The sequence below is a fragment of the Streptomyces rimosus genome, from assembly GCF_008704655.1.
Classification (GTDB): domain Bacteria; phylum Actinomycetota; class Actinomycetes; order Streptomycetales; family Streptomycetaceae; genus Streptomyces; species Streptomyces rimosus.
Genome location: NZ_CP023688.1, coordinates 5,903,926 through 5,924,834 on the forward strand (window position 1 = coordinate 5,903,926; position 20,909 = coordinate 5,924,834).

21 protein-coding genes, 1 tRNA gene and 1 riboswitch are annotated in these 20,909 nt (G+C 71.4%); of the genes, 14 read left to right on the top strand and 8 right to left on the bottom strand.

The genetic code is table 11. The features are described 5' to 3' along the window. Positions 1-179: 179 nt before the first annotated feature. Positions 180-1,490, bottom strand: a complete 1,311-nt coding sequence (locus tag CP984_RS25585; protein ID WP_003986023.1) for a PTS transporter subunit EIIC — start codon at positions 1,488-1,490, stop codon at positions 180-182. A gap of 226 nt (positions 1,491-1,716) precedes the next feature. Here CP984_RS25585 and CP984_RS25590 point away from each other — a divergent pair, with 226 nt between their 5' ends. From CP984_RS25590 to rdgB, 5 genes are all read left to right on the top strand, one after another. Continuing rightward, positions 1,717-1,950: a glucose PTS transporter subunit EIIB gene (locus CP984_RS25590; protein ID WP_003986022.1), complete on the top strand. Its 234-nt coding sequence runs from the start codon at positions 1,717-1,719 to the stop codon at positions 1,948-1,950. Between the two features lie 199 nt (positions 1,951-2,149). Next, positions 2,150-2,881 carry a ribonuclease PH gene (gene rph, locus CP984_RS25595; RefSeq protein ID WP_003986021.1) on the top strand — a complete coding sequence of 244 codons (732 nt, stop codon included), beginning with the start codon at positions 2,150-2,152 and terminating at the stop codon, positions 2,879-2,881. 191 nt (positions 2,882-3,072) lie between these two features. After that, positions 3,073-3,219, top strand: coding sequence for an SCO1431 family membrane protein (locus tag CP984_RS25600; protein WP_003986020.1), 147 nt, complete (start codon positions 3,073-3,075; stop codon positions 3,217-3,219). Positions 3,220-3,344: 125 nt separating this feature from the next. Beyond that, on the top strand, positions 3,345-3,755 hold the full coding sequence (locus CP984_RS25605; protein WP_003986019.1) for a hypothetical protein: 411 nt from the start codon (positions 3,345-3,347) through the stop codon (positions 3,753-3,755). A 120-nt stretch (positions 3,756-3,875) separates the two neighbouring features. Continuing rightward, positions 3,876-4,478 (top strand): RdgB/HAM1 family non-canonical purine NTP pyrophosphatase, encoded by a 603-nt coding sequence (gene rdgB / locus CP984_RS25610; protein ID WP_003986018.1) that lies wholly within the window; start codon positions 3,876-3,878, stop codon positions 4,476-4,478. A 73-nt stretch (positions 4,479-4,551) separates the two neighbouring features. Here rdgB and CP984_RS25615 read toward each other — a convergent pair. From CP984_RS25615 to proP, 4 genes are all read right to left on the bottom strand, one after another. After that, positions 4,552-4,635, bottom strand: a tRNA-Leu gene (locus CP984_RS25615). A 44-nt stretch (positions 4,636-4,679) separates the two neighbouring features. Next, complete coding sequence (locus CP984_RS25620; protein ID WP_003986017.1) at positions 4,680-5,351, bottom strand: HNH endonuclease; 672 nt, start codon at positions 5,349-5,351, stop codon at positions 4,680-4,682. Then, positions 5,348-6,019 carry an HNH endonuclease signature motif containing protein gene (locus CP984_RS25625; protein ID WP_003986016.1) on the bottom strand — a complete coding sequence of 224 codons (672 nt, stop codon included), beginning with the start codon at positions 6,017-6,019 and terminating at the stop codon, positions 5,348-5,350. Before CP984_RS25625 ends, CP984_RS25620 begins: the two co-directional genes overlap by 4 nt. A gap of 169 nt (positions 6,020-6,188) precedes the next feature. Continuing rightward, positions 6,189-7,727, bottom strand: coding sequence for a glycine betaine/L-proline transporter ProP (gene proP, locus CP984_RS25630; RefSeq protein WP_003986014.1), 1,539 nt, complete (start codon positions 7,725-7,727; stop codon positions 6,189-6,191). A gap of 489 nt (positions 7,728-8,216) precedes the next feature. On the opposite strand from proP, the gene CP984_RS25635 reads away from it, so the two are divergent. Together CP984_RS25635 and CP984_RS25640 are read left to right on the top strand one after the other, a co-directional pair. Beyond that, a complete protein-coding gene (locus tag CP984_RS25635; RefSeq protein WP_003986013.1) occupies positions 8,217-8,729 on the top strand; it encodes a hypothetical protein in 513 nt (170 codons plus the stop codon). Beyond that, entirely contained in the window at positions 8,729-10,126 is a 1,398-nt protein-coding gene (locus CP984_RS25640) for a sensor histidine kinase (protein WP_003986012.1), read from the top strand. Before CP984_RS25635 ends, CP984_RS25640 begins: the two co-directional genes overlap by 1 nt. Positions 10,127-11,063: 937 nt before the next feature. Here CP984_RS25640 and bcp read toward each other — a convergent pair. Continuing rightward, positions 11,064-11,531 carry a thioredoxin-dependent thiol peroxidase gene (gene bcp / locus CP984_RS25645; protein ID WP_003984879.1) on the bottom strand — a complete coding sequence of 156 codons (468 nt, stop codon included), beginning with the start codon at positions 11,529-11,531 and terminating at the stop codon, positions 11,064-11,066. Between the two features lie 198 nt (positions 11,532-11,729). Here bcp and CP984_RS25650 point away from each other — a divergent pair, with 198 nt between their 5' ends. The 3 genes from CP984_RS25650 (at position 11,730) to CP984_RS25660 (ending at position 13,059) form a co-directional block, all read left to right on the top strand. Then, complete coding sequence (locus CP984_RS25650; RefSeq protein ID WP_003984880.1) at positions 11,730-12,050, top strand: DUF3618 domain-containing protein; 321 nt, start codon at positions 11,730-11,732, stop codon at positions 12,048-12,050. A 224-nt stretch (positions 12,051-12,274) separates the two neighbouring features. Continuing rightward, positions 12,275-12,577 (top strand): GroES family chaperonin, encoded by a 303-nt coding sequence (locus tag CP984_RS25655; RefSeq protein ID WP_176564603.1) that lies wholly within the window; start codon positions 12,275-12,277, stop codon positions 12,575-12,577. A 61-nt stretch (positions 12,578-12,638) separates the two neighbouring features. Next, positions 12,639-12,704, top strand: a riboswitch (guanidine-III (ykkC-III) riboswitch). 34 nt (positions 12,705-12,738) lie between these two features. Further along, positions 12,739-13,059: a DMT family transporter gene (locus tag CP984_RS25660; protein WP_003984882.1), complete on the top strand. Its 321-nt coding sequence runs from the start codon at positions 12,739-12,741 to the stop codon at positions 13,057-13,059. A 52-nt stretch (positions 13,060-13,111) separates the two neighbouring features. On the opposite strand, the gene CP984_RS25665 is transcribed toward CP984_RS25660, so the two are convergent. Further along, the gene (locus CP984_RS25665; RefSeq protein ID WP_003984883.1) at positions 13,112-15,565 is read right to left on the bottom strand and encodes a transglycosylase domain-containing protein; all 2,454 of its coding nucleotides are present in this window, start codon (positions 15,563-15,565) and stop codon (positions 13,112-13,114) included. 294 nt (positions 15,566-15,859) lie between these two features. On the opposite strand from CP984_RS25665, the gene CP984_RS25670 reads away from it, so the two are divergent. Genes CP984_RS25670 through CP984_RS25685 form a run of 4 tightly spaced genes read left to right on the top strand, consistent with a single transcriptional unit; the run spans position 15,860 to position 19,296 of the window. Then, on the top strand, positions 15,860-16,657 hold the full coding sequence (locus tag CP984_RS25670) for an ABC transporter permease (RefSeq protein ID WP_003984884.1): 798 nt from the start codon (positions 15,860-15,862) through the stop codon (positions 16,655-16,657). After that, positions 16,650-17,516 carry an ABC transporter permease gene (locus tag CP984_RS25675; protein ID WP_371281916.1) on the top strand — a complete coding sequence of 289 codons (867 nt, stop codon included), beginning with the start codon at positions 16,650-16,652 and terminating at the stop codon, positions 17,514-17,516. The genes CP984_RS25670 and CP984_RS25675 overlap by 8 nt, the downstream gene beginning before the upstream one ends. Before the next feature lie 8 nt (positions 17,517-17,524). Next, the gene (locus CP984_RS25680; protein WP_003984886.1) at positions 17,525-18,565 is read left to right on the top strand and encodes an ABC transporter ATP-binding protein; all 1,041 of its coding nucleotides are present in this window, start codon (positions 17,525-17,527) and stop codon (positions 18,563-18,565) included. 17 nt (positions 18,566-18,582) lie between these two features. Further along, positions 18,583-19,296, top strand: a complete 714-nt coding sequence (locus CP984_RS25685; RefSeq protein WP_003984887.1) for a DUF1707 domain-containing protein — start codon at positions 18,583-18,585, stop codon at positions 19,294-19,296. 132 nt (positions 19,297-19,428) lie between these two features. On the opposite strand, the gene CP984_RS25690 is transcribed toward CP984_RS25685, so the two are convergent. Beyond that, entirely contained in the window at positions 19,429-20,757 is a 1,329-nt protein-coding gene (locus CP984_RS25690; protein ID WP_003984888.1) for an SGNH/GDSL hydrolase family protein, read from the bottom strand. Positions 20,758-20,909 lie beyond the last annotated feature (152 nt).

A 20,909-nucleotide genomic window follows, 5' to 3' on the forward strand; every position in this document is an offset into this window, starting at 1 on the left:
TACACCACTCAGTGGTTTAGACCATTCTTAGCATGTCGCCCACACATAAAGGAATCCGTTCTTCCTCAACGTTTAGATCACAGACCAAGCGGCCCTCAAGTCCATCGACTTGAGGGCCGTACGGACAGGGCCGCATGGGCCCGTCCGCAAGCGGCCGCCCGGGCTCCCGCCCGCTCCGCCTACTTCAGATTCTGCTGCTCCAGCTCCTCTTCCACCTCTTCCGGTTCGCGGCCCGGAGTGTGCAGGTCGAACTTGGTGATCACGAAGCGGAAGAGCGCGTAATAGACCACCGCGAAGCACAGCCCGATCGGAATGATCATCCACGGTTTGGTGGCCAGTCCCCAGTTGATCACGTAGTCGATCAGACCGGCCGAGAAACTGAAACCGTCCTTGACGCCCAGCGCCCAGCTCACCGCCATCGAGACACCGGTCAGCACCGCGTGCAGCGCGTACAGCACCGGCGCGATGAACAGGAACGAGTACTCGATCGGCTCGGTCACACCGGTGACGAAGGAGGTCAGGCCCACCGACAGCATCAGACCGCCGATCTCCTTGCGGCGGTGCGGCTTGGCGCAGTGGGCGATCGCCAGCGCCGCGGCCGGCAGCGCGAACATCATGATCGGGAAGAAGCCGGTGGTGAACTGCCCGGCCGTCGGGTCGCCCGCCAGGAACCGGTTGATGTCGCCGTGCACCTGCGTACCGTCCGGCTTGGTGAAATCGCCGAACTGGAACCACATGAACGTATTCAGGAACTGGTGCATACCGATCACCAGCAGCGCCCGGTTGGCGACGCCGAAGATGCCCGAACCGGTGGCGCCCAGATCCGTCAGCCACTTGCTGAAGCTGGTCAGCGCGTCGCCGATGGGCGGCCAGACCCACAGGCACAGGGCGGCGAAGGCCAGCCCGACGAACGCCATGACGATCGGCACCAGCCGTCGTCCGTTGAAGAAGCCCAGCCAGTCCACCAGCTTCACCCGGTGGTAGCGCTGCCAGATCCAGGCGGCGAAGAAGCCCATCACGATGCCGCCGAAAACCCCCGGGTTCTGGAAGTTCGCCGGCGTCGCCTTGCCGTCGCCGCCCACGCACACACCGCTCCACTGCCCGGCCGACGCGTACGTGGAGCCCGCCGCGCAGTCCTGCGGGAACTGGTGCAGCACCGAGTAGTAGACGAGGAAGCCCACCACCGCGGCCAGCGCCGTCGAACCGTCCGCCTTCTTGGCCATACCGATCGCCACACCGACGCAGAACAGCAGCGGCAGGCCCAGCGAGGAATCCAGCAGCGCGCCGCCCGCGCCCGCGAACACCTTCGCCACGTCCTGCCAGCCCAGGCCGTCCGCGCCGAAGATGTCCGGCTGGCCGAGCCGGTTGAGAATGCCCGCGGCGGGCAGAACCGCGATGGGAAGCTGAAGGCTGCGCCCCATCTTCTGCAGACCCTGGAAAAGGCCCGTCGACCGCTTCTTCCTCGGTGCCGCCGCCGCGTTCGAGCTCATCCGCGTCCTTTCGGCCCCCGGCCCGCAGCGGGCCGGCTCGGTACGTGCCGCATACTTGTGGTGTAGACCATTTGTGGTGCGTTTCGGGCCCCCGGAAAGCGCTGCCGGGTGGTCGCCATCTTTCGCCAGACGGCGGACATGTGCCCGGGTAACTGGGCTGAACGTGCGTTACCGTGTGATCACCGAGCGGCACCGCCGCCGGTGGCCGAGACAAGCAGGAGTGGACATGGCCAGCAAGGCTGAGAAGATCGTCGCCGGGCTCGGCGGACTCGACAACATCGAGGAGGTCGAGGGCTGCATCACCCGCCTCCGCACCGAGGTCGCCGACCCCTCGCTGGTCGACGAGGCCGCGCTGAAGGCCGCCGGCGCGCACGGCGTCGTGAAGATGGGCACCGCCATCCAGGTCGTCATCGGCACCGACGCGGACCCGATCGCCGCCGAGATCGAAGACATGATGTGAGCCGCTGAAGCGCTCTCCGTCCGGGGCTCCCGGTCCGCGCCGCGGTGGCGGTGGGCCGGGGCCTCGGCGTATGTACGTACATTGACGCTCGACCCGTCGCGCGTGCGGCACGTAGCAGGTGACACAGTGGCGGCCGGCCCGCATACGATCCCGGCCGAACCGGAACCACCCCCTCTACGGAGCCGATAGGGTCGGAGCCATGTCTCGTATCGACGGCCGCACCCCCGACCAGCTCCGCCCCGTCACCCTTGAACGCGGCTGGAGCAAGCACGCCGAAGGCTCCGTACTGATCTCCTTCGGCGACACCAAGGTCTTCTGCACCGCCTCCATCACCGAGGGCGTCCCGCGCTGGCGCAAGGGCAGCGGCGAGGGCTGGGTCACCGCCGAGTACGCGATGCTGCCGCGCTCCACCAACACCCGCGGCGACCGCGAATCCGTCCGCGGCAAGATCGGCGGCCGCACCCACGAGATCTCCCGCCTCATCGGCCGCTCGCTGCGCGCCGTCATCGACTTCAAGGCACTCGGCGAGAACACCGTCGTCCTGGACTGCGACGTCCTCCAGGCCGACGGCGGCACCCGCACCGCCGCCATCACCGGCGCGTACGTCGCGCTCGCCGACGCCATCACCTGGGCGCAGACCAAGAAGACGATCAAGGCAGGACGGCAGCCGCTCATCGGCACCGTCTCCGCCGTCAGCGTCGGCATCGTCGGCGGCGTACCCATGCTCGACCTCTGCTACGAGGAAGACGTGCGCGCCGAGACCGACATGAACGTCGTCTGCACCGGCGACGGCCGCTTCGTCGAGGTCCAGGGCACCGCCGAGGCCGAGCCCTTCGCCCGCGACGAACTCAACGCCCTCCTCGACCTGGCCGTCTCCGGCTGCGCCGGCCTGGACACCGCCCAGCGCGAGGCTTTGGCCCGCACGTTGTGAGGGGTGGGGGGGTGGGGGCGGGCCGTGTGGGGTTAGGTCCGTACCGGGGGCCACCGCCCCTCTTGATGCGTCGGCCTCGCTGCGGCGGGCCGGCGCGCCGCTGTGCGAGGTGGCGGCGCCCGCCCTGTGACCTTTCCCTCGTGGGATCTGCGTCTCTGGAAATACGGCGACCGCCCGCGCACCGTGGACGCATGACCACTTCCGCTGCCACCGCCACCACCGGGGCCCGGACCCGCACCGGCGGCCCCAAGGACGACTCCAACCTGCTGGAGCACATCGTCGGCTGGACGCTCGTCGTCGTCCTGGCCATGCTGCTGACCCAGACCGGCCTGGTCTGACGGCCGGGGCCCCCGCCCCGCCTCCCCTTCTTGCCGCGCCCCTGTCAACCAAATCAAGCGCGGCGGTGTTATCCCTGGTACCGACGCACCACCGGTGCTCGGCCTACACAGGGGAGGACCGATCCATGGCCGTACGCCGCCGTACCGCATCCCGCCGCTCCACGACGACCACCGCCGTCGCACTGGCCACCGCCGCGCTGGCAGCGTCCCTGCTCACCGCCTGCGGAACGGTCGAGAAGGCCGTCGGCTGCGCCAAGATCGCCACAACCTTCGCCAACGACCTGGACCAGCTCAGGCAGGACCTGAGCAACGCGGCCGACAGCCCACAGGACGCCCAGCGCGCCGTCGACCGCCTCAACAAGGACCTCGGCAAGATCCAGAAGTCCACCGACGACCCGGACGTCCAAAAGGCACTCACCGACCTGACCAAGGCCCTGGACAAGGCCGACGACGCGGTACGCGACGGCAAGGTCCCCGACCTGGACGGACTGAAGGACGCGGCCGGCTCGCTCACGAAGACGTGCACGCCGGGGTAGGCGTCGGGACCTTGACCCGTACGCCTGCATAAGCACCGCGATCCGTACGCCTGGATAAGCACCAGGACCCGCACGCCTGCTCAAGCACCAGGGATCCGCGCGCCTGGATAATCGGGGCCTATGAAGCGCCTGATCCTAGCCACCCGCAACGCCGGCAAAATCACCGAACTCCGCGCCATCCTCGACGCCGCCGACCTCGACGTAGAGCTGGTCGGCGCCGACGCGTACCCGGACGTCCCCGACGTCAAGGAAACCGGCGTCACCTTCGCCGAGAACGCCCTCCTGAAGGCCCACGCCCTCGCCCGGGCCACCGGCCACCCGGCCGTCGCCGACGACTCCGGGCTGTGCGTCGACGTCCTGGGCGGCGCGCCCGGCATCTTCTCGGCCCGCTGGGCGGGCCGGCACGGCGATGACCGGGCCAACCTCGACCTGCTCCTCGCCCAGCTCTCGGACATCGCCGACGGCCACCGCGCGGCGCACTTCGCGTGCGCCGCGGCGCTCGCCCTGCCCGACGGCACGGAACGCGTCGTCGAGGGCCGCCTCGAAGGCACCCTCCGCCACACTCCCGCCGGCACCGGCGGCTTCGGCTACGACCCGATCCTCCAGCCCCTCGGCGACACCCGCACCTGCGCCGAACTCACCGCCGACGAGAAGAACGCCATCAGCCACCGCGGCAAGGCGTTCCGGGGGCTGGTGCCGGTGGTGCGGGAGTTGTTGGGCTGAGGGCCCACACCCCGCCGTACGCCGAAGGCCCGGCCCCGTGCGTTCACGGGACCGGGCCTTCGATTCAAAGGCGTGCGGCCGGAGGGACTCGAACCCTCAAGGGATTTCTCCCACAGCATCCTAAGTGCTGCGCGTAGGCCAATTCCGCCACGGCCGCGTCCACGCCATGGTACTGGTGGCGCGGCCGTGTGATCCATGGGCTTAGCGGAAGGAAGCAGGCCGAGCGCCACCTCGGCACCATGTTCGAGTTGCCGCGTGGCAGTTGGGACACAGCAGGCGGAGGTTTTCGGTGCGATCGTCGCTCCAGTCGCCGTTGATGTGGTCGACTTCCAGCGTCAGGGGTTTGCCGGTCCATACCGGGCCGGTCCCGCAGGTGGCGCAGCGCTCGGGCACCCCGGTCTGCCGGAGGGCTCGCCGCAGCAGGACCGTTTTCGTCCGACGCACCCCGTCGTGCTTCACCAGGATCTGTTCGGGCGGCTTCATGGGCGTGGGACTCGGTTTTCCTCGGCGATGGGCTTGGCCCAGGAAATGGGCGGTACTGAGGCCGTCCTCGGCGATCCACTGGTACAGGAGGTGCCGAGTCCGCGTGTTGTCGGGGCGGTCCAGCTTGCGCACGACGTCGGCCACCGACATCGAGGCGGAAACGGCCTCACAGAGCGCGTCCCGCGTCGGCCGGGGTCGGTTCCTCTCGTACGCGCGCCGCTTCGGGAAGTGTGAGATGTCGATGCCGAACTGCTCGAATCGGCGGCGCAGATACCGGCGCAGGCGCCCGTAAGGCTGGGTGCCGAAGAAGACGATGACCTCATCGAGGCTGGAGCAACTCTTGGCCGCCTCCGCCAGCAATTCCGGCGTGTATTTGGTGACGCTGCTCATGCCACCGCCTTGGCGGGCATTGCGGTGGTCGGGCGCTGCCTCTTGTTGCGTCCTCGATAGGAGTCCGTCACCGAATGGCAGTTGGGGCAAAGAATCCGCAAGTTCTCTGGGCGGTTGTTCCGCCAGTTTCCGTCGATGTGATCAACTTCCAGGGGAATGGCGCTGCCGTGCCAGACTGGCCCTGTGCCGCATCGAGCACACCTCTCCTCGACGCCGCGGGCCAGAATCGCCGCCTTCAGGCGGCTGCTCGGCACCCGGCGGGCACCGGTGGCCGGCATTTCCGTCAGCAAGTCACCGCCGCAGCGGCGGAGGGAAGTGCGCTTCGTGCGGCTTCTGCGCGTGAAATGTGAAGTATCGATTCCCAGCGAGCGGATGCGGCGGCTGATGTGTGTGTGATTGCCGCCCACCTCGTCGAGGCCGAGATACCGCAGTACCTCATAGATGTTCGTGGAGGAAGCCACCGCAGGCTCCAGTACTTCTTTGGTCCAGCGAACACCCTCGCTGACGAAGTGTGAGGTGTCGACCTTCATCAGCCGCATGCGCTCACGGATGTAAGCACGCGCCGCCCCCTTCGGATCCACCCCTAACGCGACCAATGCCTCCGACAACGTACGGGACGAAGCCGCCGCCTCGGCCAAACGCTCGCGGGTGTAAGGACTGACCGGCATGTGACCCCCCGTTACTTGCTCCGGCCGTGTATCGGCCGTGAGTAGCACCCTCGAACTGCTCAACGACCTCACCCCCACCCGGTTACGCCATCCGGCCCAAAAAACGCCGGCGGCCCCCGCCCGACAAGGGCGAGGGCCGTGGTGCGAAGCCCGACCGATCAGAACCCCCTCAGAACCGAGGATCCGGCGACTGCGCCGTGACGATCTCCACCGCTTCCTCCTTGGTGGCGACGGCGGGCGGGGAGCCCTCCAGGGGCTGTTGGGCGGTTTCCTTCATGCAGGCCACGGCGATGGCGCCGATGAGGGCGGCGCCCATCGCGTAGTAGGCGGGGATCATGTCGTTGCCGTCGGCGGCGTCCATGAGGGCGGTGATGACGAGGGGGGTGGTGCCGCCGAAGAGGGAGACGGCAAGGTTGTAGCCGATGGACAGGGAGCCGTAGCGGACGCTGGTGGGGAAGAGGGCCGGGAGGGCGGCGGACATGGTGCCCAGGAGGCAGACCAGGCAGAGGCCCAGGATCAGCATGCCGGGGATGATCGCGGCCAGGCTGCCCGCCTTGACCAGCAGGAACGCGGGGACGGAGAGGAGGAAGAAGCCGAGCATGCCGGTCATGAGCAGGGGCTTGCGGCCGAAGCGGTCGTTGAGCTTGCCGACGGAGCTGATGATGCACATCAGGATGACCATGGTGCCGATGACGATCAGCAGACCGTGCGCCTCGTCGTAGTGGAGGGTGTCGGTCAGGTAGGTCGGCATGTAGGACAGCAGCATGTAGTGGCAGATGTTGTACGCGCCGACGAGGGCGATGCACAGGATCAGCATGGGCCACTGCTGCGCGAAGATCTCGCTGAGCTTCTTTTTGGGGGCGTTCTCGGAGAGGTGGGAGAACTCGGACTCCGTCTCGGTGACGGTCGCTTCGCCGTTGTGGGTCTGGGCGGCTTCCAGCTTCTGGAAGGCGGGGGTCTCGTCGAGCTTCATCCGCAGGTAGAGACCGACCAGGCCGAGCGGTCCGGCGACCAGGAACGGGATGCGCCAGCCCCAGTCGTGCATGGTCTCGCCGCCGAGCGTGGTGTTGAGGATCAGGACCAGGCCGGCGGCGCCGGTGTAGCCGGCCAGGGTGCCCATCTCCAGGAAGCTGCCGAAGAAGCCGCGCTTCTTGTCGGGCGCGTACTCGGCGATGAACGTCGAGGCGCCGCCGTACTCACCGCCGGTGGAGAAGCCCTGGATCATGCGGAAGACGATCAGGAGGATCGGGGACCACAGGCCGATGCTGGCGTAGGAAGGGATCAGGCCGATGCACAGGGTGCCGGCGGCCATCATGATCATCGTCAGCGCGAGGACCTTCTTGCGGCCGATACGGTCGCCGAGCGGCCCGAAGAACGCGCCGCCGATGGGACGCACGAGGAAGGCGACGGCGAAGGTGGCGAACGAGGACAGCAGGCTGACCGTGTCGCTGCCGCCGGGGAAGAACACCTTGCCGATGGTGACCGCGAGGTAGCTGTAGATGCCGAAGTCGAACCATTCCATGGCGTTTCCGAGCGCGGCGGCCTTCACGGCGCGTTTGACGACGCGCTCGTCGGTCACCGTGATGTCGGTGCGCCGCAGCCGGGGGTTACGGCGGCGGGCGACGGCCCGGAAGAGGTTTCTGTGGCGTTTGAACGCCTCCGGGTCCCGGTCGGTCGCGGGTTCGGCTTCGGTGCTGCCGGTCGGCACGAGTCGAGTCCTCTCGGTCGGTCAGCGCGCTCGATGCGCGGCAGGGGGGTCGCAGCTGTCGTGGGCGGCCTCTTGGCCGGCTCGGCCGTCGGCGGTCGCCGTGATCACGCGAAGGTGGTCGTACGACAGGTGCGCCTGCGCGCTGGAGCGCGGCTCAAACCACTCTGACCCCACAACGCGATGTACGTCACGTGACATGCGCCGTCCGGAGCAGCGGTTTCTCCCGGTTTCGGGCTGGTTCTCACCAGGGGTGCGACGGCCGCTGTTACAGGACTGGTACAAAGCCGAGTGGTCACCGCAGCGTCCGGGCAATCAGCCTGTGTGGCGGGGAGGGGAAAGTTGCGGGTATCGAAACCGCCCTTATGCTCCGAACCGTTCGCTCTGCGGATACCTCGCGTATGTGTCCCTTGTTCCGCGCGCGCGTGACGCGTTCGGCGTGGTGGCCCGATCCGCGTCGGCACGGGGCCGCCGCCCCGGAAGGAGAAGTTCATGACCGACCGCGACCGCGAAGGCGCCCGCCGGTTCAGCGGCCGCACCGCCCTGGCGACCTTCGCCGCGGTCACCGCACTGGCGGCGGCCGGCGTGTGGTTCAGCCAGGCGGCGGACCGCGCTTCGGCGGTGGACGCGGCGCCGAAGACGTCCGCGGTACGGGACGTGAAGGGCGCGGCGAAGGCGACCGGCGGGCTGCCGGGGGTGCGCGACTGCGGCTTCGGCGAGCCGGAGATCAAGCCGAAGGTCATCACGCTGACGTGCGCGGACGCCGCCATGGTGGCGACCGGCATCACTTGGGAGCGGTACGGCGCGGCGGAGGCCGAGGGCAAGGGCGTGGTGCAGGTCGAGAAGGCCGCCGCGGGGGCGGGCACGGACGCCGGGTTCCCGGCGACGTTCCGGCTGTACGGGGCGAAGACGGTGGACGGCGCGCGGGCGTTCACGGGGCTGGAGGTCACGTACGAGGGCTCGACGCCACTCGGTGACTCGACGGAGATGTACAACCTCGCGTGATGGGCATCCGAGGCCGGATCGCCCTGGCCATTTCGTGTGTGACGGCGCTGGCGGTGGTGGTGCTGGGGTTCGCGGTGCACCACATCGCGGACGCGGAGCGGGAGCGGTCGGCGCGCTCCTATCAGGACGACCGGCTCAGTTCGGCGCTGCAGATCTACGAGCGGGACGGCACGCTGGCGCTGGGCGCCCAGCTGGACGACGCGACGCTGCCGGCACCGCTGCGCGCCGCGGTCCTCGAGGGCAAATCCGGTACGTACCGGAGCCAGGGCGAGGACCCGCGGGTGTGGGCGGCGACCGGCGTGGGCGGCGGGGTCGCGGAGGGCCATTCCGGGAGCGGCGGTTCCGGGAGCGGCGATTCCGGTTCCGGTGGTTCCGGGAGCGGCAATTCCGGTACCGGTGATTCCGGGTCCGGCAGGACCGGCGCGCAGCCGCGGACGCTGTCGGTCTCGGCGGCGTTCCCGGACAACGACCCGGCCCAGGAGGCGCTGGACCGGGCGCTGCTGATCGCGGGCATCGGCACGGTGGTGCTGATGGCCGGCGTGTCGTGGTTCGTCTCGCAGCGGCTGTCCCGGCGGCTGCGGCACAGCGCCGCGGCGGCGCGCCGGATCGCGGCGGGCGAGCCGCCGGACGCCGAGGCGCTGGCGGCGTCCGGCCGGGACGAGGTGGCCGAGCTGGGCCGTTCGGTGCACCACATGGCGACATCGCTGGCGGCGCGGGTGGAGGCGGAGCGCAAGTTCACCGCGGACGTGGCGCACGAGCTGCGTACGCCGGTGGCCGGGCTGGTCGCGGCGGCCGAGCTGCTGCCGCACGAGCGCGCCGTCGAGCTGGTACGGGACCGGGCGCAGACCATGCGCAACCTGGTCGAGGACCTGCTGGAGGTCTCCCGGCTGGACGCGGGCGTGGAATCGGCGCAGCTGGACGCGGTGGACCTGCCGTCGCTGGTGCGCGGCATCGTGGGCCGGGCGGAGCGGGTGCGCGGCATCACGGACGTCGAGATCGTCGTGGCGGGCCCGGCGCGGGTGGTGGAGACCGACCGGCGCCGGGTGGAACGGGTGCTGGTGAACCTGCTGGCGAACGCGGCCAAGCACGGCAGGCCGCCGGTGGAGGTACGGGTCGAGGGCACCCGGATCGTCGTACGCGACCACGGTCCCGGCTACCCGCCGGAGCTGTGCGCGGAGGGGCCGCGCCGATTCCGTACGGCAGCACCCGAGCGCGGCACCGGCCACGGCCTGGGGCTGACGATCGCGGCCGGTCAGGCGGAGGTGCTGGGCGGCCGGCTGCTCTTCGGCGCGGCCGAGGGCGGTGGTGCGGAAGCGGTACTGGAGCTGCCGGAGCCGGCGGAGACGGACGCGGAGACCGAGCCGGTGGGGGACCGGGGAGCGGTGACGGCGTCGTAGGGGGAGGGTTCGGCGGAGGCCGGGGCGGCCGGGTGCGGAGGCCGGGGCGGCCGGGCGGGCCGGGTCGGGTGCCGGGCCCGGATGACGGGCCGGAGGGGTCAGGTGACAGGACCCCGAGCGGCCGGGCGCCGGGACCGACGCCGGGCTGGAGCGGCGGTTAGGTGCCGAGGGCCGGGGCGGTCAGATAGGCCCTCGGCCGGCCCGGGGGCCGGTGCCCGGTCAGGCACCGAGGACTGGACCGGGTGCCGGGCCGACGGAGGTGGCCGGGTGGGGCGGCGGCGGTCAGGTGCCGGGGGCTCGACTGGGCGCGGGGCCGGTGGGGAGCGGCCGGGCGCCGGGGCCGGAGCGGCCGGGTGCCGGGCTGGCTGATGGGGCGGGCCAGTCGCCGGAGCGGCCGAGCGCCGGGCCGATGGGGCGGTCCAGTCACCGGGGCAGTCGGGTGCCGGACCGTCAGAGCGGTCGAGCGCCAGGCCGACGGGGCGGACCCCCGCCAGAGCAGCTGAGCCCCGGGCCGACGGGCCCGGCTGACGGGCCGTGGGGCGGTCCAGTCACCGGGGCAGCCGGGTGCCGGACCGCCGGAGCGGTCGAGCGCCAGGCCGACGGGGCGGACCCCCGCCAGAGCAGCTGAGCCCCGGACCGAAGGGCCCGGCTGCCGGACCGATGGGGTGGCTCAGTCACCGGAGCGGCCGAGCGCCGGACCGATGGGGCGGGCCAGTCACCGGGGCAGCCGGGTGCCGGACCGCCGGAGCGGCCGAGCGCCAGGTCGGACGGGGCGGACCACCCGCCAGAGCAGCTGAACCCCGGACCGACGGGCCCGGCTGCCGGACCGATGGGGGAGGCCAGTCATCGGGCAGCCGAGCCCCGGACCGACAGGACCGCCCAGCCCCCGACCAGACCCCCGCCCGCCCCCAGCCCCCCATCCGGCCCAACGTGCCCCCTACAGCCCCAGATCCTTGATGATCTTGGCGACGTGGCCGGTGGCCTTCACGTTGTACAGGGCGCGTTCGACCTTGCCCTCCTCGTCGACGATCACGGTGGAGCGGATGACGCCGGTCACGACCTTGCCGTACAGCTTCTTCTCGCCGTAGGCGCCGTATGCCTCCAGGACCTTCTTCTCGGGGTCGCCGAGCAGCGTGACCGACAGTTCCTCCTTCTCGCGGAACTTCGCGAGCTTTTCCGGCTTGTCGGGGGAGATGCCGATGACGTCGTAGCCGTGGCCGGCCAGGAAGTCGAGGTTGTCGGTGAAGTCGCAGGCCTGCTTGGTACAGCCGGGGGTCAGCGCGGCCGGGTAGAAGTAGACGATGACCTTGCGGCCCTTGTGGTCGGCGAGCGAGACCTGCTTGCCGTCCGCGTCGGGGAGGGTGAAGGCGGGGGCGGTGTCGCCGGGCTGCAGTCGCTCGCTCATGGCTCTCCTTGGGGCGTGGGTGGGGCGGCACGCGGTGATCGCGTACGGGGTCGGGTGCGCGAGCGGGTCGCGCCCCCGTTTTCGCTACGTCCCGAGATTACTGAGCCGCCCGAAAAGGGGGTGCTGTGGGGCGCCGGGGCCGGTGGGCTGACAGACTGTGCGCACGGAAGACGGATCGAGACGACCGGAGGCAGCGCGGTGTCGGAGGCCAGGACCCCTGCGCAGATCGAGAAGGACATCGTCCGCAGGCGGCAGGAACTCGCTGTGACGCTGGACGAGATCGGCGTGCGGCTGCACCCGAAGACGATCATGGGGGACGCCAAGGCGAAGACGGCGGCGGCCGTGGACCGTACGGCGGGGCGGGCCTACGTGGCCGCCAACCGCGCCGTCTCGGACATCCGCGCCCAGCTCGTGTCGGAGGACGGCGCACCCCGCCTGGAGCGCGTGGTGCCGCTGGCGATGATCGGTGTGGCCGTCGTCGGGCTCCTGGTGGTGGGCTCGAAGCGCCGCCGCTCCTAAGGGGCCCGGATCTCGGCGCTCCTAAGGGCCCCGGATCTCGCCGCTCCTAAGGGGCTTGGACCTCGCCGCTCCCAGGGCCCGTACGCAGCCGTTCCCAGGGCTCCGTACGCCGCCGCTCCCGGGGCCGGTCCCCGGCGCGTGCGCTGTCCGGTCCCGCGGCCAGGTACCGTCTTGCCGTGAGCCCGAATAACGCCAAGGACACCCACGACAAGCTGCCCATCCGGATGCTGCACGACCGGGTGCTGGTCCGTACCGACATCGCCGAGGGCGAGCGCCGTTCCAGCGGCGGCATCGTCATTCCGGCGACCGCGGCCGTCGGCCGCCGCCTGGCCTGGGCCGAGGTGGTCGCGGTGGGTCAGAACGTACGGACCGTGGAGCCCGGTGACCGGGTGCTGTACGACCCGGAGGACCGGGCCGAGGTCGAGGTGCGCGGCGTCGCGTACGTCCTGATGCGCGAGCGCGATCTGCACGCGGTGGCGGCGGAGCGCCTGGAGGGGGCCGAGGACGCGACGGGGCTGTACCTGTAGCGCTGCGGCCGCAGTGGGCGGACGGCGGGCGGTGACCAGGGTCACCGCCCGTTTTGTTCGCCTTTTGCTAGGGTCGGAAGCATCCCGACGAGACGCGCCGTACCGGGTCACGACAAGACGACGCACCCCTGTAGAAGCTCGTTTTCCACGGAGGTGCCGTCATGGCATGGATCCTGCTCGTCGTCGCCGGCCTGCTGGAGGTCGGCTGGTCGATCGGCATGAAGTTCACCGAGGGGTTCACCCGGCTGTGGCCCAGCGTCTTCACGGGCGCGGGCATCGTCGCCAGCATGCTGCTGCTCTCGTACGCCGCCCGGACGCTGCCGATCGGTACCGCGTACGGCGTATGGGTCGGCATCGGCGCGGCGGGCGCCGCGATCGTGGGCATGCTGGTGCTCGGCGAGCCCGCCACCGCCGCGCGGATCTTCTTCATTTGTTTGCTGCTGGTGGCGGTGGTGGGGTTGAAGGCGACGTCGGGGCACTGATCCGGCCCGGGGGCGCGCCCGCGCTCTCCGCGCCCCGCGCCCCCGCCCCCCATCACATCCCCGGCAAGTTCTCCCACCCCCCATAGGCCCCGGCGTACCCGTTCATACCCCCGTCCCCGCCGACGCCGCCGCCGATCCCGCCCCGGCCTCCGCCGACGCCGCCCATTCCGCCGCCCGTCCCGCCGTCGATGCCTCCGGTGGGCGGTTCCACGGTGGGCCAGTCCTCGGTGGGGCCGGTGGTCGGTTCGTGGGTCGGGTACGTCGGGTGGCTGGGGCCGGGGGCCGTGGTGGGGCCGGTGGTCGGCGGCTGGCCGGTGGGGCCGGTGGGCGGGGCGCTGTCGGTCGGGGACGCGGAGCTGCTGCTCGACGACTCGCCGGGGGTGCTCGGCTCCTGGGAGGGCGGCTGGTCCGCGCCCTCCTCCAGGTCCAGGTCGAAGTCCTTGACCGGCTTCCCCTCCAGGGCGTCGGCCGTGTACTGGGCCCAGATCCGGGCGGGGAAGCCGCCGCCGTTGATACGGGTCAGGCCCGCGGCGCCGTACAGCGGCTTCTGCGCACCGGAGTCCGGGTCCTGCCCCAGGACGGCGACGACGGTGGCCAGCTCGGGCGTGTAGCCGGCGAACCAGGCGGCCCGGTCCTCCTCGGCGGTGCCGGTCTTGCCGGCCGCGGGCCGTCCGGCGGCGCGGGCCTCGGCGCCGGTGCCGCCGGGGCTCTCGATGACGCTGCGCAGGATGGAGGTGGTGGTGTCCGCGGCGTTGCGCGGCACCGCGGTCTTCTCGCCGCGGTCCGGCAGCTCGACGGTCTCGCCGCCCTTGGTGGCCTTGGAGACGAGGCTGTACGCGCGCTGCTTGCCGTGGTTGGCGAGCGTCGCGTACACCTGCGTCATGTCCAGCACGCTGGGCGTGGCGGTGCCGAGCGAGATGGCGCCCTCGGAGGAGCCGAGGCTCGGCGTGTCCTTGGGGACGCCGAGGTCGATGGCGGTCTCCTTGACCTTCCGCGGCCCCACGTCCACGCCCATCTGCGCGTAGACGGCGTTGACGGACTTGTCGGTGGCGGTGGTGACGGTGATCGGGCCGTAGGAGCGGCCGTCCTCGTTCTCGGGCGAGAAGCCGGTACCCCGGCCGTTGCTGACGGCCTCGCGCTTGTTGGTGCCGTCGTAGACCGTGTTCGGGGTGATCTTGCGGCCGTCCTGGGTGACCGAGTTGTTGGCGACCGCGGAGGCGAAGACGATCGGCTTGAAGATCGAGCCGACCTGGTAGTCGCGGCGGGTGGCGCTGTTGACGTACTGCTTGGCGTAGTCGATGCCGCCGTACATGGCCACGACGTTGCCGGTGGCGGGGTCGATGGAGGTGCCGCCGGCGCGTACGTACCGGTCCGCCTTCGAGGTGCCCAGTTCGTCCATCAGCCGCTCGTCCACCGCCTTGACCAGCGCGTCCTGCCGCTTCTTGTCGAGGGTGGTGGTGATGCGGTAGCCGCCGGCGGCCAGTGTCCGGTCGTCGATGATGTCGTTCTTGGTCAGATAGTCGCGGACCGCCTCGACGAGGTAGCCGCGCTGCCCGGACAGGCCGGTCGGCGGCTTGGCCTTGCCCGGGGCGGGGAACTTCAGCGCCGCCCGTTCGGACTCGCCGATCCATTTCTTCTTGACCATGCCGTCCAGGACGTAGTTCCAGCGGTCCAGGGCGCGCTGCCGGTTCTCCGGGTGGGCGGCGACGTCGTAGGCGCTGGGCGCGTTGAGCAGGGTGGCGAGGTAGGCGCCCTCGGCGGTGGTGAGCTGGTCGGAGTTCTTGCTGTAGTACGCCTGCGCCGCGGCCTGGATGCCGTAGGCGTTGCGGCCGTAGTAGCTGGTGTTGAGGTAGCCCTCCAGGATCTCGGACTTGCTGCGCTCGCGGTCCAGCTTGATCGCGATGAAGAACTCCTTGGCCTTGCGGGTGAGGGTCTGCTCCTGCCCGAGGTAGTAGTTCTTCACGTACTGCTGGGTGATGGTCGAACCGGACTGCTTGCCCTTGCCGGTGACGGTGTTCCAGGCGGCGCGCAGCATGGCGACGGGGTCGACGGCGGACTCCGAGTAGAAGTCGCGGTCCTCGGCGGCCAGTACGGCTTCCTGGGTGGTCTTGGGTACCTGGCTGAGCGGGACGTTCTCGCGGTTGACCTTGCCGTCGCGGGCGATCTGGCTGCCGTCCGCGTACAGGTAGACGTTGCTCTGCGCCTGCGCGGCCCGGTTGGCGGCGGGGATGGGGACGAGGAGGTACCCGGCGACCAGGCCGCCCGCGATCAGCAGCAGGATGAGCAGGAAGCCGCCCAGCACCATCCGCCAGGTGGGGATGACACGTCGCCAGCCGGTGCGCCTGGGGCGGGACTTGCCACCCTTCCCGCCGGCGCCGGAGCCGGAACCAGGGCCGGGCCCGGCCTCCTCCGGCGCGTCGCCGCCGGTCGAGGGCGCCTTGGAGCGCGCGGCCCACCTCGGAACGCGGGGACCGGCCTTGCCGTCCTGCTGCGGATCGTCGCTCATGTCTGTAAGGACTCCTCGGCCGCCGCCGACGGTTGTGCCGCGGGCGGATCGGTGACGTGTCGGGCGAATCGTGCCCATAGCCGGAAAAGGAACTGTCGCCCGATACGAAACTCTCGCATCATGCCCTTCGGTCACGAGGGGCGGCGCGCACCTGTGACCGCTCCGTGACCGGCCGAATGGGGCGCTCGGCTCACTGGAACGGGTGAATAAATGCGTGGCCGGGCCCGCGCCGCCGCACTAGGCTCCGGTGCCCGCGCCGGACCGGCGCGCGGTCGGGTACGGGAGGCACGGGACGTGTTGTACGCCGCCGTAGCGGCCCGGAGCTTCCGGCGCTACGCCACCTACCGTATCGCCACCGCCTCCGGTGTCTTCACCAACACCGTCTTCGGCTTCATCATCGCCTACACCTACATCGCCCTGTGGACCGAACGCCCCCACCTGGGCGGCTACGACCTGCCGCAGGCCCTGACCTACGCCTGGACCGGCCAGGCGCTGCTGGCCGCCACCGGGCTGCTGATGGGCGGCGGCATGGACGACCTCCAGGAGCGCATCCGCAGCGGGGACATCGCCGTCGATCTGCACCGGCCCGCCGACCTCCAGCTGTGGTGGCTGGCCGCCGACCTCGGGCGGGCCGCCTTCCAGCTGATCGGCCGGGGCCTGCTGCCGATGGCGGTGGGCACGCTCGTCTTTCCTTCGGCGCTGCCCGCCTCCGCGGCGACCTGGCTGCTGTTCCTGCTGTCGGTGGCGCTCGGCGTGGTCGTCGGCTTCGCGCTGCGCTACCTCGTGGCGCTGACGTCCTTCTGGCTGCTGGACGGCGCGGGCGTCTCGATGGTCGCCGGGCTGCTGTGCATGTTCTGTTCGGGGATGGTGCTGCCGCTGAACGTCTTCCCCGGCGCCTTCGGCGAGGTGGTCCGGCTGCTGCCCTGGTCCTCCATGCTCCAGGTGCCCGCCGACGTGCTGCTCGGCGTGCACGACGGCGCGGGCGTCGCGGGGGCGCTGGCCTTCCAGGCGGGGTGGGCGGCGGTGCTGCTCGCGGCCGGGCGGCTGCTGCAGTCCGTGGCGACGCGGAAGGTCGTGGTGCAGGGTGGCTGAGGAGCGGGTGCGCGCCGGGGCGGCCGTACGGGAACGGGCCGGTGCGGCCGTGCGGATCGGGGAGGGGCTGCGGGCGTACGGGCTGATCGCGGCGATGTGGGTACGTTCCACGCTCGCCTACCGGACGTCCTTCCTGCTGACCGCGCTCGGCCACTTCGCCGCCACCGGCCTGGACTTCCTGGCCATCCTCCTGATGTTCTCGCACATCACCGTCCTCGGCGGCTTCACGCTGCCCGAGGTGGCGTTCCTGTACGGCACGTCCAACGCCGCGCTCGGCCTGGCGGACCTGGCCCTGGGCAGCATGGACCGGCTCGGCTCCCGGGTCCGCGACGGCACGATGGACGTGCTGCTCGTGCGCCCCGTACCGGTCTTCGCGCAGGTCGCGGCGGACCGCTTCGCGCTGCGTCGGCTCGGCAGGATCACCCAGGCGGCGCTGGTGCTGGGCTGGTCGCTGACCCGGGTGGAGGTGGACTGGACGCCGGGCAGGGTGCTGCTGGTGCCGCTCATGCTGCTGAGCGGCACGGTGATCTTCGGGGCGGTCTTCACGCTCGGCGCCGCGTTCCAGTTCGTCGCCCAGGACGCGGCGGAGGTGCAGAACTCCTTCACGTACGGCGGATCGACGCTGCTTCAGTATCCGCCCGCCGTCTTCGCCAAGGACCTGGTGCGCGGCGTCACCTTCGTCGTGCCGCTTGCGTTCGTCAACTGGCTGCCCGCGCTGCGCCTGCTGGGCCGCGACGACCCGCTCGGGCTGCCGGGCTGGGTGGACTTCTGCGGGCCCGCGGTGGCGGCGCTGATGTGCGTACTGGCGTGGCTGGCCTGGCGGACGGGCCTGCGCAACTATCGGAGCACGGGGAGCTGAGGGGCGGCATGGGAGTCGGTACGCGGGACACGGCGCCGGGCGCCGGGCGCGAGGCGGAGCGGGACGCGGCGGACCGCCGCGCGGAGCCGGGATTCATCGAACTGGACGGCGTCGAGAAGGTCTTCCACGTACGGCGCAGAGCGGGGCGGCTGCGGCGGGTGCGGGAAGAGGTGCGGGCCGTCGACGGCATCAGCTTCAGCGTGCCGCGCGGCGCGATGGTCGGTTACATCGGCCCGAACGGCGCGGGCAAGTCCACCACCGTCAAGATGCTGACCGGCATCCTGGTGCCCAGCGGCGGCCGGCTGCGGGTGGCGGGCATCGACCCCGCGCGCGAGCGCACCCGGCTCGCGCGCCGCGTCGGGGTGGTGTTCGGGCAGCGGACGACGCTGTGGTGGGACCTGCCGCTGAAGGACTCCTACGAGCTGGTGCGGCGGATGTACCGGGTGCCGGAGGCGGTCTACCGCCGCAATCTGGAGCGCTGCGTCGAACTGCTCGGCCTCGGCCCGCTGTTGCCGGTGCCGGTACGTCAGCTCTCGCTCGGCCAGCGGATGCGCGGCGACATCGCGGCGGCCCTGCTGCACGACCCGGAGGTGCTCTACCTCGACGAGCCGACCATCGGCCTGGACGTCATCAGCAAGGCGAAGGTCCGCGGCTTCCTGCGCGAGGTGAACGCGGAGCGCGGCACGACGGTCCTGCTGACCACCCACGACCTGACCGACATCGAGCAGTTGTGCCGCCGGGTGATGGTCATCGACCACGGGCGGCTGGTGTACGACGGCGGGCTGGACGGGCTGCACGCCGCGGGGCGCGGCGAACGGACCCTGGTGGTGGATCTGGAACGGGAGCTTCCGCCGATCGAGGGGGTGCCCGGTGCCCGTACGGTCAAGGTGGAGGGCCCGCGGCAGTGGCTGGCGTTCCCCGCGGCGCAGAGCGCGGCGCCGGTCGTCTCGGCGGTGGCGGAGCGCTATCCGCTGGTGGACCTGTCGGTGCGGGAGCCGGACATCGAGGATGTCATCTCCCGGATGTACGCGGACAGTAGAGCGCCGTAAGGCATTAATCTGAACGTATGACTGACGAACTCCCCGATCTGCGCGCATCGGACGCCGACCGTGAGCGGGTCGCCGAGATCCTGCGCGAGGCCCTCGCCGAAGGCCGGCTGGAGATGGCGGAGTTCGACGAGCGGCTGACCGCGGCCTATCAGGCGCGTACGGTCGGCGCGCTGAAGCCGCTGGTGGCGGACCTGCCGCAGCCGCACGACGACCGGACGGCGGCCACCCGCGCCGCCACCTCGGGAGCGCTGTCCTGGCGCGAGCGGATCGGCGGCGAGCCGACCTCCCGCGGCGCCTTCGCCTTCTGGAGCGGCTTCTCGCGCAAGGGGCGCTGGACGGTGCCCCGGGTCTTCACCGCCGGGGTGTTCCAGGCCGGCGGCGAGATCGACCTGCGGGACGCCTACTTCGAGGCCGGTGAGGTCACGGTGCGCTGCTTCGCGCTGATGGGCGGCATCGACGTCGTGGTGCCGCCGGGCGTCGAGGTGCAGGTGACGGGCTGGGGCTTCATGGGCGGCTTCGACAACGGCGACGGCGAGCCGGGGGACCCGGGCGCCCCGCGGGTGAAGATCACCGGGTTCGCGATGATGGCCGGGGTCGGGGTCCGGCGCAAGATGTCCAAGAGGGAGAAGGAACGGCTGAAGCTGGAGCGCGAGCGCCGGGCGGAATCGGCGCTTCCGCGGGAGCCGGGCCGGCGCGAGGTGCCGGACCGGCTGCGCAAGGAACTGGACTGAGGGCGGGGCAGGCGGCTCACTGCGCCGCGGGAACCGGGAGACGGTTCGCGGCGTCGCCGGTATCGGCAGACGGCTCACGGCTCCGCCGGTTCCCTCGGACGGTTTGCGGCGCTGCGGGTGCTGTCGGACGGCTCACGGCGCCGTCGGCACCGTCCCCTTGAGCTGCCGCAGGTCCACCGCTTCGGCCATCGCCCGGTAACCCGCGTCGCTCGGGTGCAGATGGTCGCCCGAGTCGTAGGCGGGCCGCAGCCGCAGCGGGTTGCCCGGGTCGCGCAGTGCCTTGTCGAAGTCCACGTACCGCTCGTAGACCTCCCCGGCGCGGATCTTCGCGTTGAGCGCCTGCCGTACGGAGTCGAGTTCCGCCCGATAGCCGCGGTGCCCGCCGAACGGGGTGAGCGTGCTGCCGATGACCTGGATGCCGCGCGCCCGCGCACGGCGCTCGATCTCCCGCATGCCGTCCGCCAGCTTCTCCGGGTCGAGTTGGCGCGGTGACTTGAACAGGTCGTTGAGGCCGATCTCCACGATCACCGTCCGTACGCCCGCGCGGGAGAGCACGTCGCGCTCCAGCCGCGACAGCACGCTCGGTCCGCTGCTGACCGCCCAGCGGCTGCCGTCGGTCAGCAGGCGGTTGCCGCTGATGCCCTGGTTGAGGACGCCGTAACGGGGCGCGCCCGGCTCGGTGCGCAGCCGGGCGGCGAGGAAGTCCGGCCAGCGGTGGTTGGCGTCCGGGGTGGAGGTGTTGCCGTCGGTGATCGAGTCGCCGATGGCGACGACGGTGCCGCCGGTGTGCGGGCCGCGCACGTCCACGCCGGTCAGGTAGCGCCAGGAGGTGACCTTTTTGGTGTAGGCGGCGCCGGTGGTGTCCGCGGCCCGGTCGCCGTGCGCCAGGTAGGAGGTCTGGCGGGCGTGCGGGTGGCAGGTGACGGGGCCGGAGGGGGCGGGGGAGTAGGTGGTGACCAGCAGGTCGGCGGCGGCCGGCACGGTCAGCCGGACCGGGTCGCTGGTGACCGCGCCGCCCGCCGGGACGGTCACGCCGGGCCGCCCCGAGAAGGTCAGCCGGCGCATGGTGCCGGGCGCGGCGGCCGGGGTGCCGGGTGCCGCGGCGCGGGCGAGGGAGGCGTGGCCGATGGTCAGCGGGCGGGTGCCGAGGAGGTTGGAGAGCTGGATACGGGCGCTGGTGCCGCCGATGCTGGTGTGCACCACGTTGCGGATGGACGTACCCGCGTAGCCGTCGAGGTTGCCGGGTTCGACGGCCGCCGCGGCGGCCGACCACGTACCGGCCCACCGTTCGGCGGCGGGCCCCGGTCTGCCGTCCTCGGAAGCCCCCTCGCCGTCGCCGCCCGGGACGAGCAGGAGCACGGCGGTGATCAGTGCGGCCAGCGCCACCAGCCCGGCGATCAGGGCACGGGCACCTCTGGCGGACAGGCGCCCGCCGACGGGCAGGCCCCCTCTGCTGGACATGCGGCACGGTCTCCTGGGGGACGCGGAACGGGGTGCTCCGGGCGGGCACAGGGCAGCGTGTAGCGGCGGCGTGGTCCGCCGTTCCTCATGCTGCCACGCGGGCCCGCCGCTTTGCCCGGCGGCCCGGCCCCGTGGACCGGACGCGGGAACTC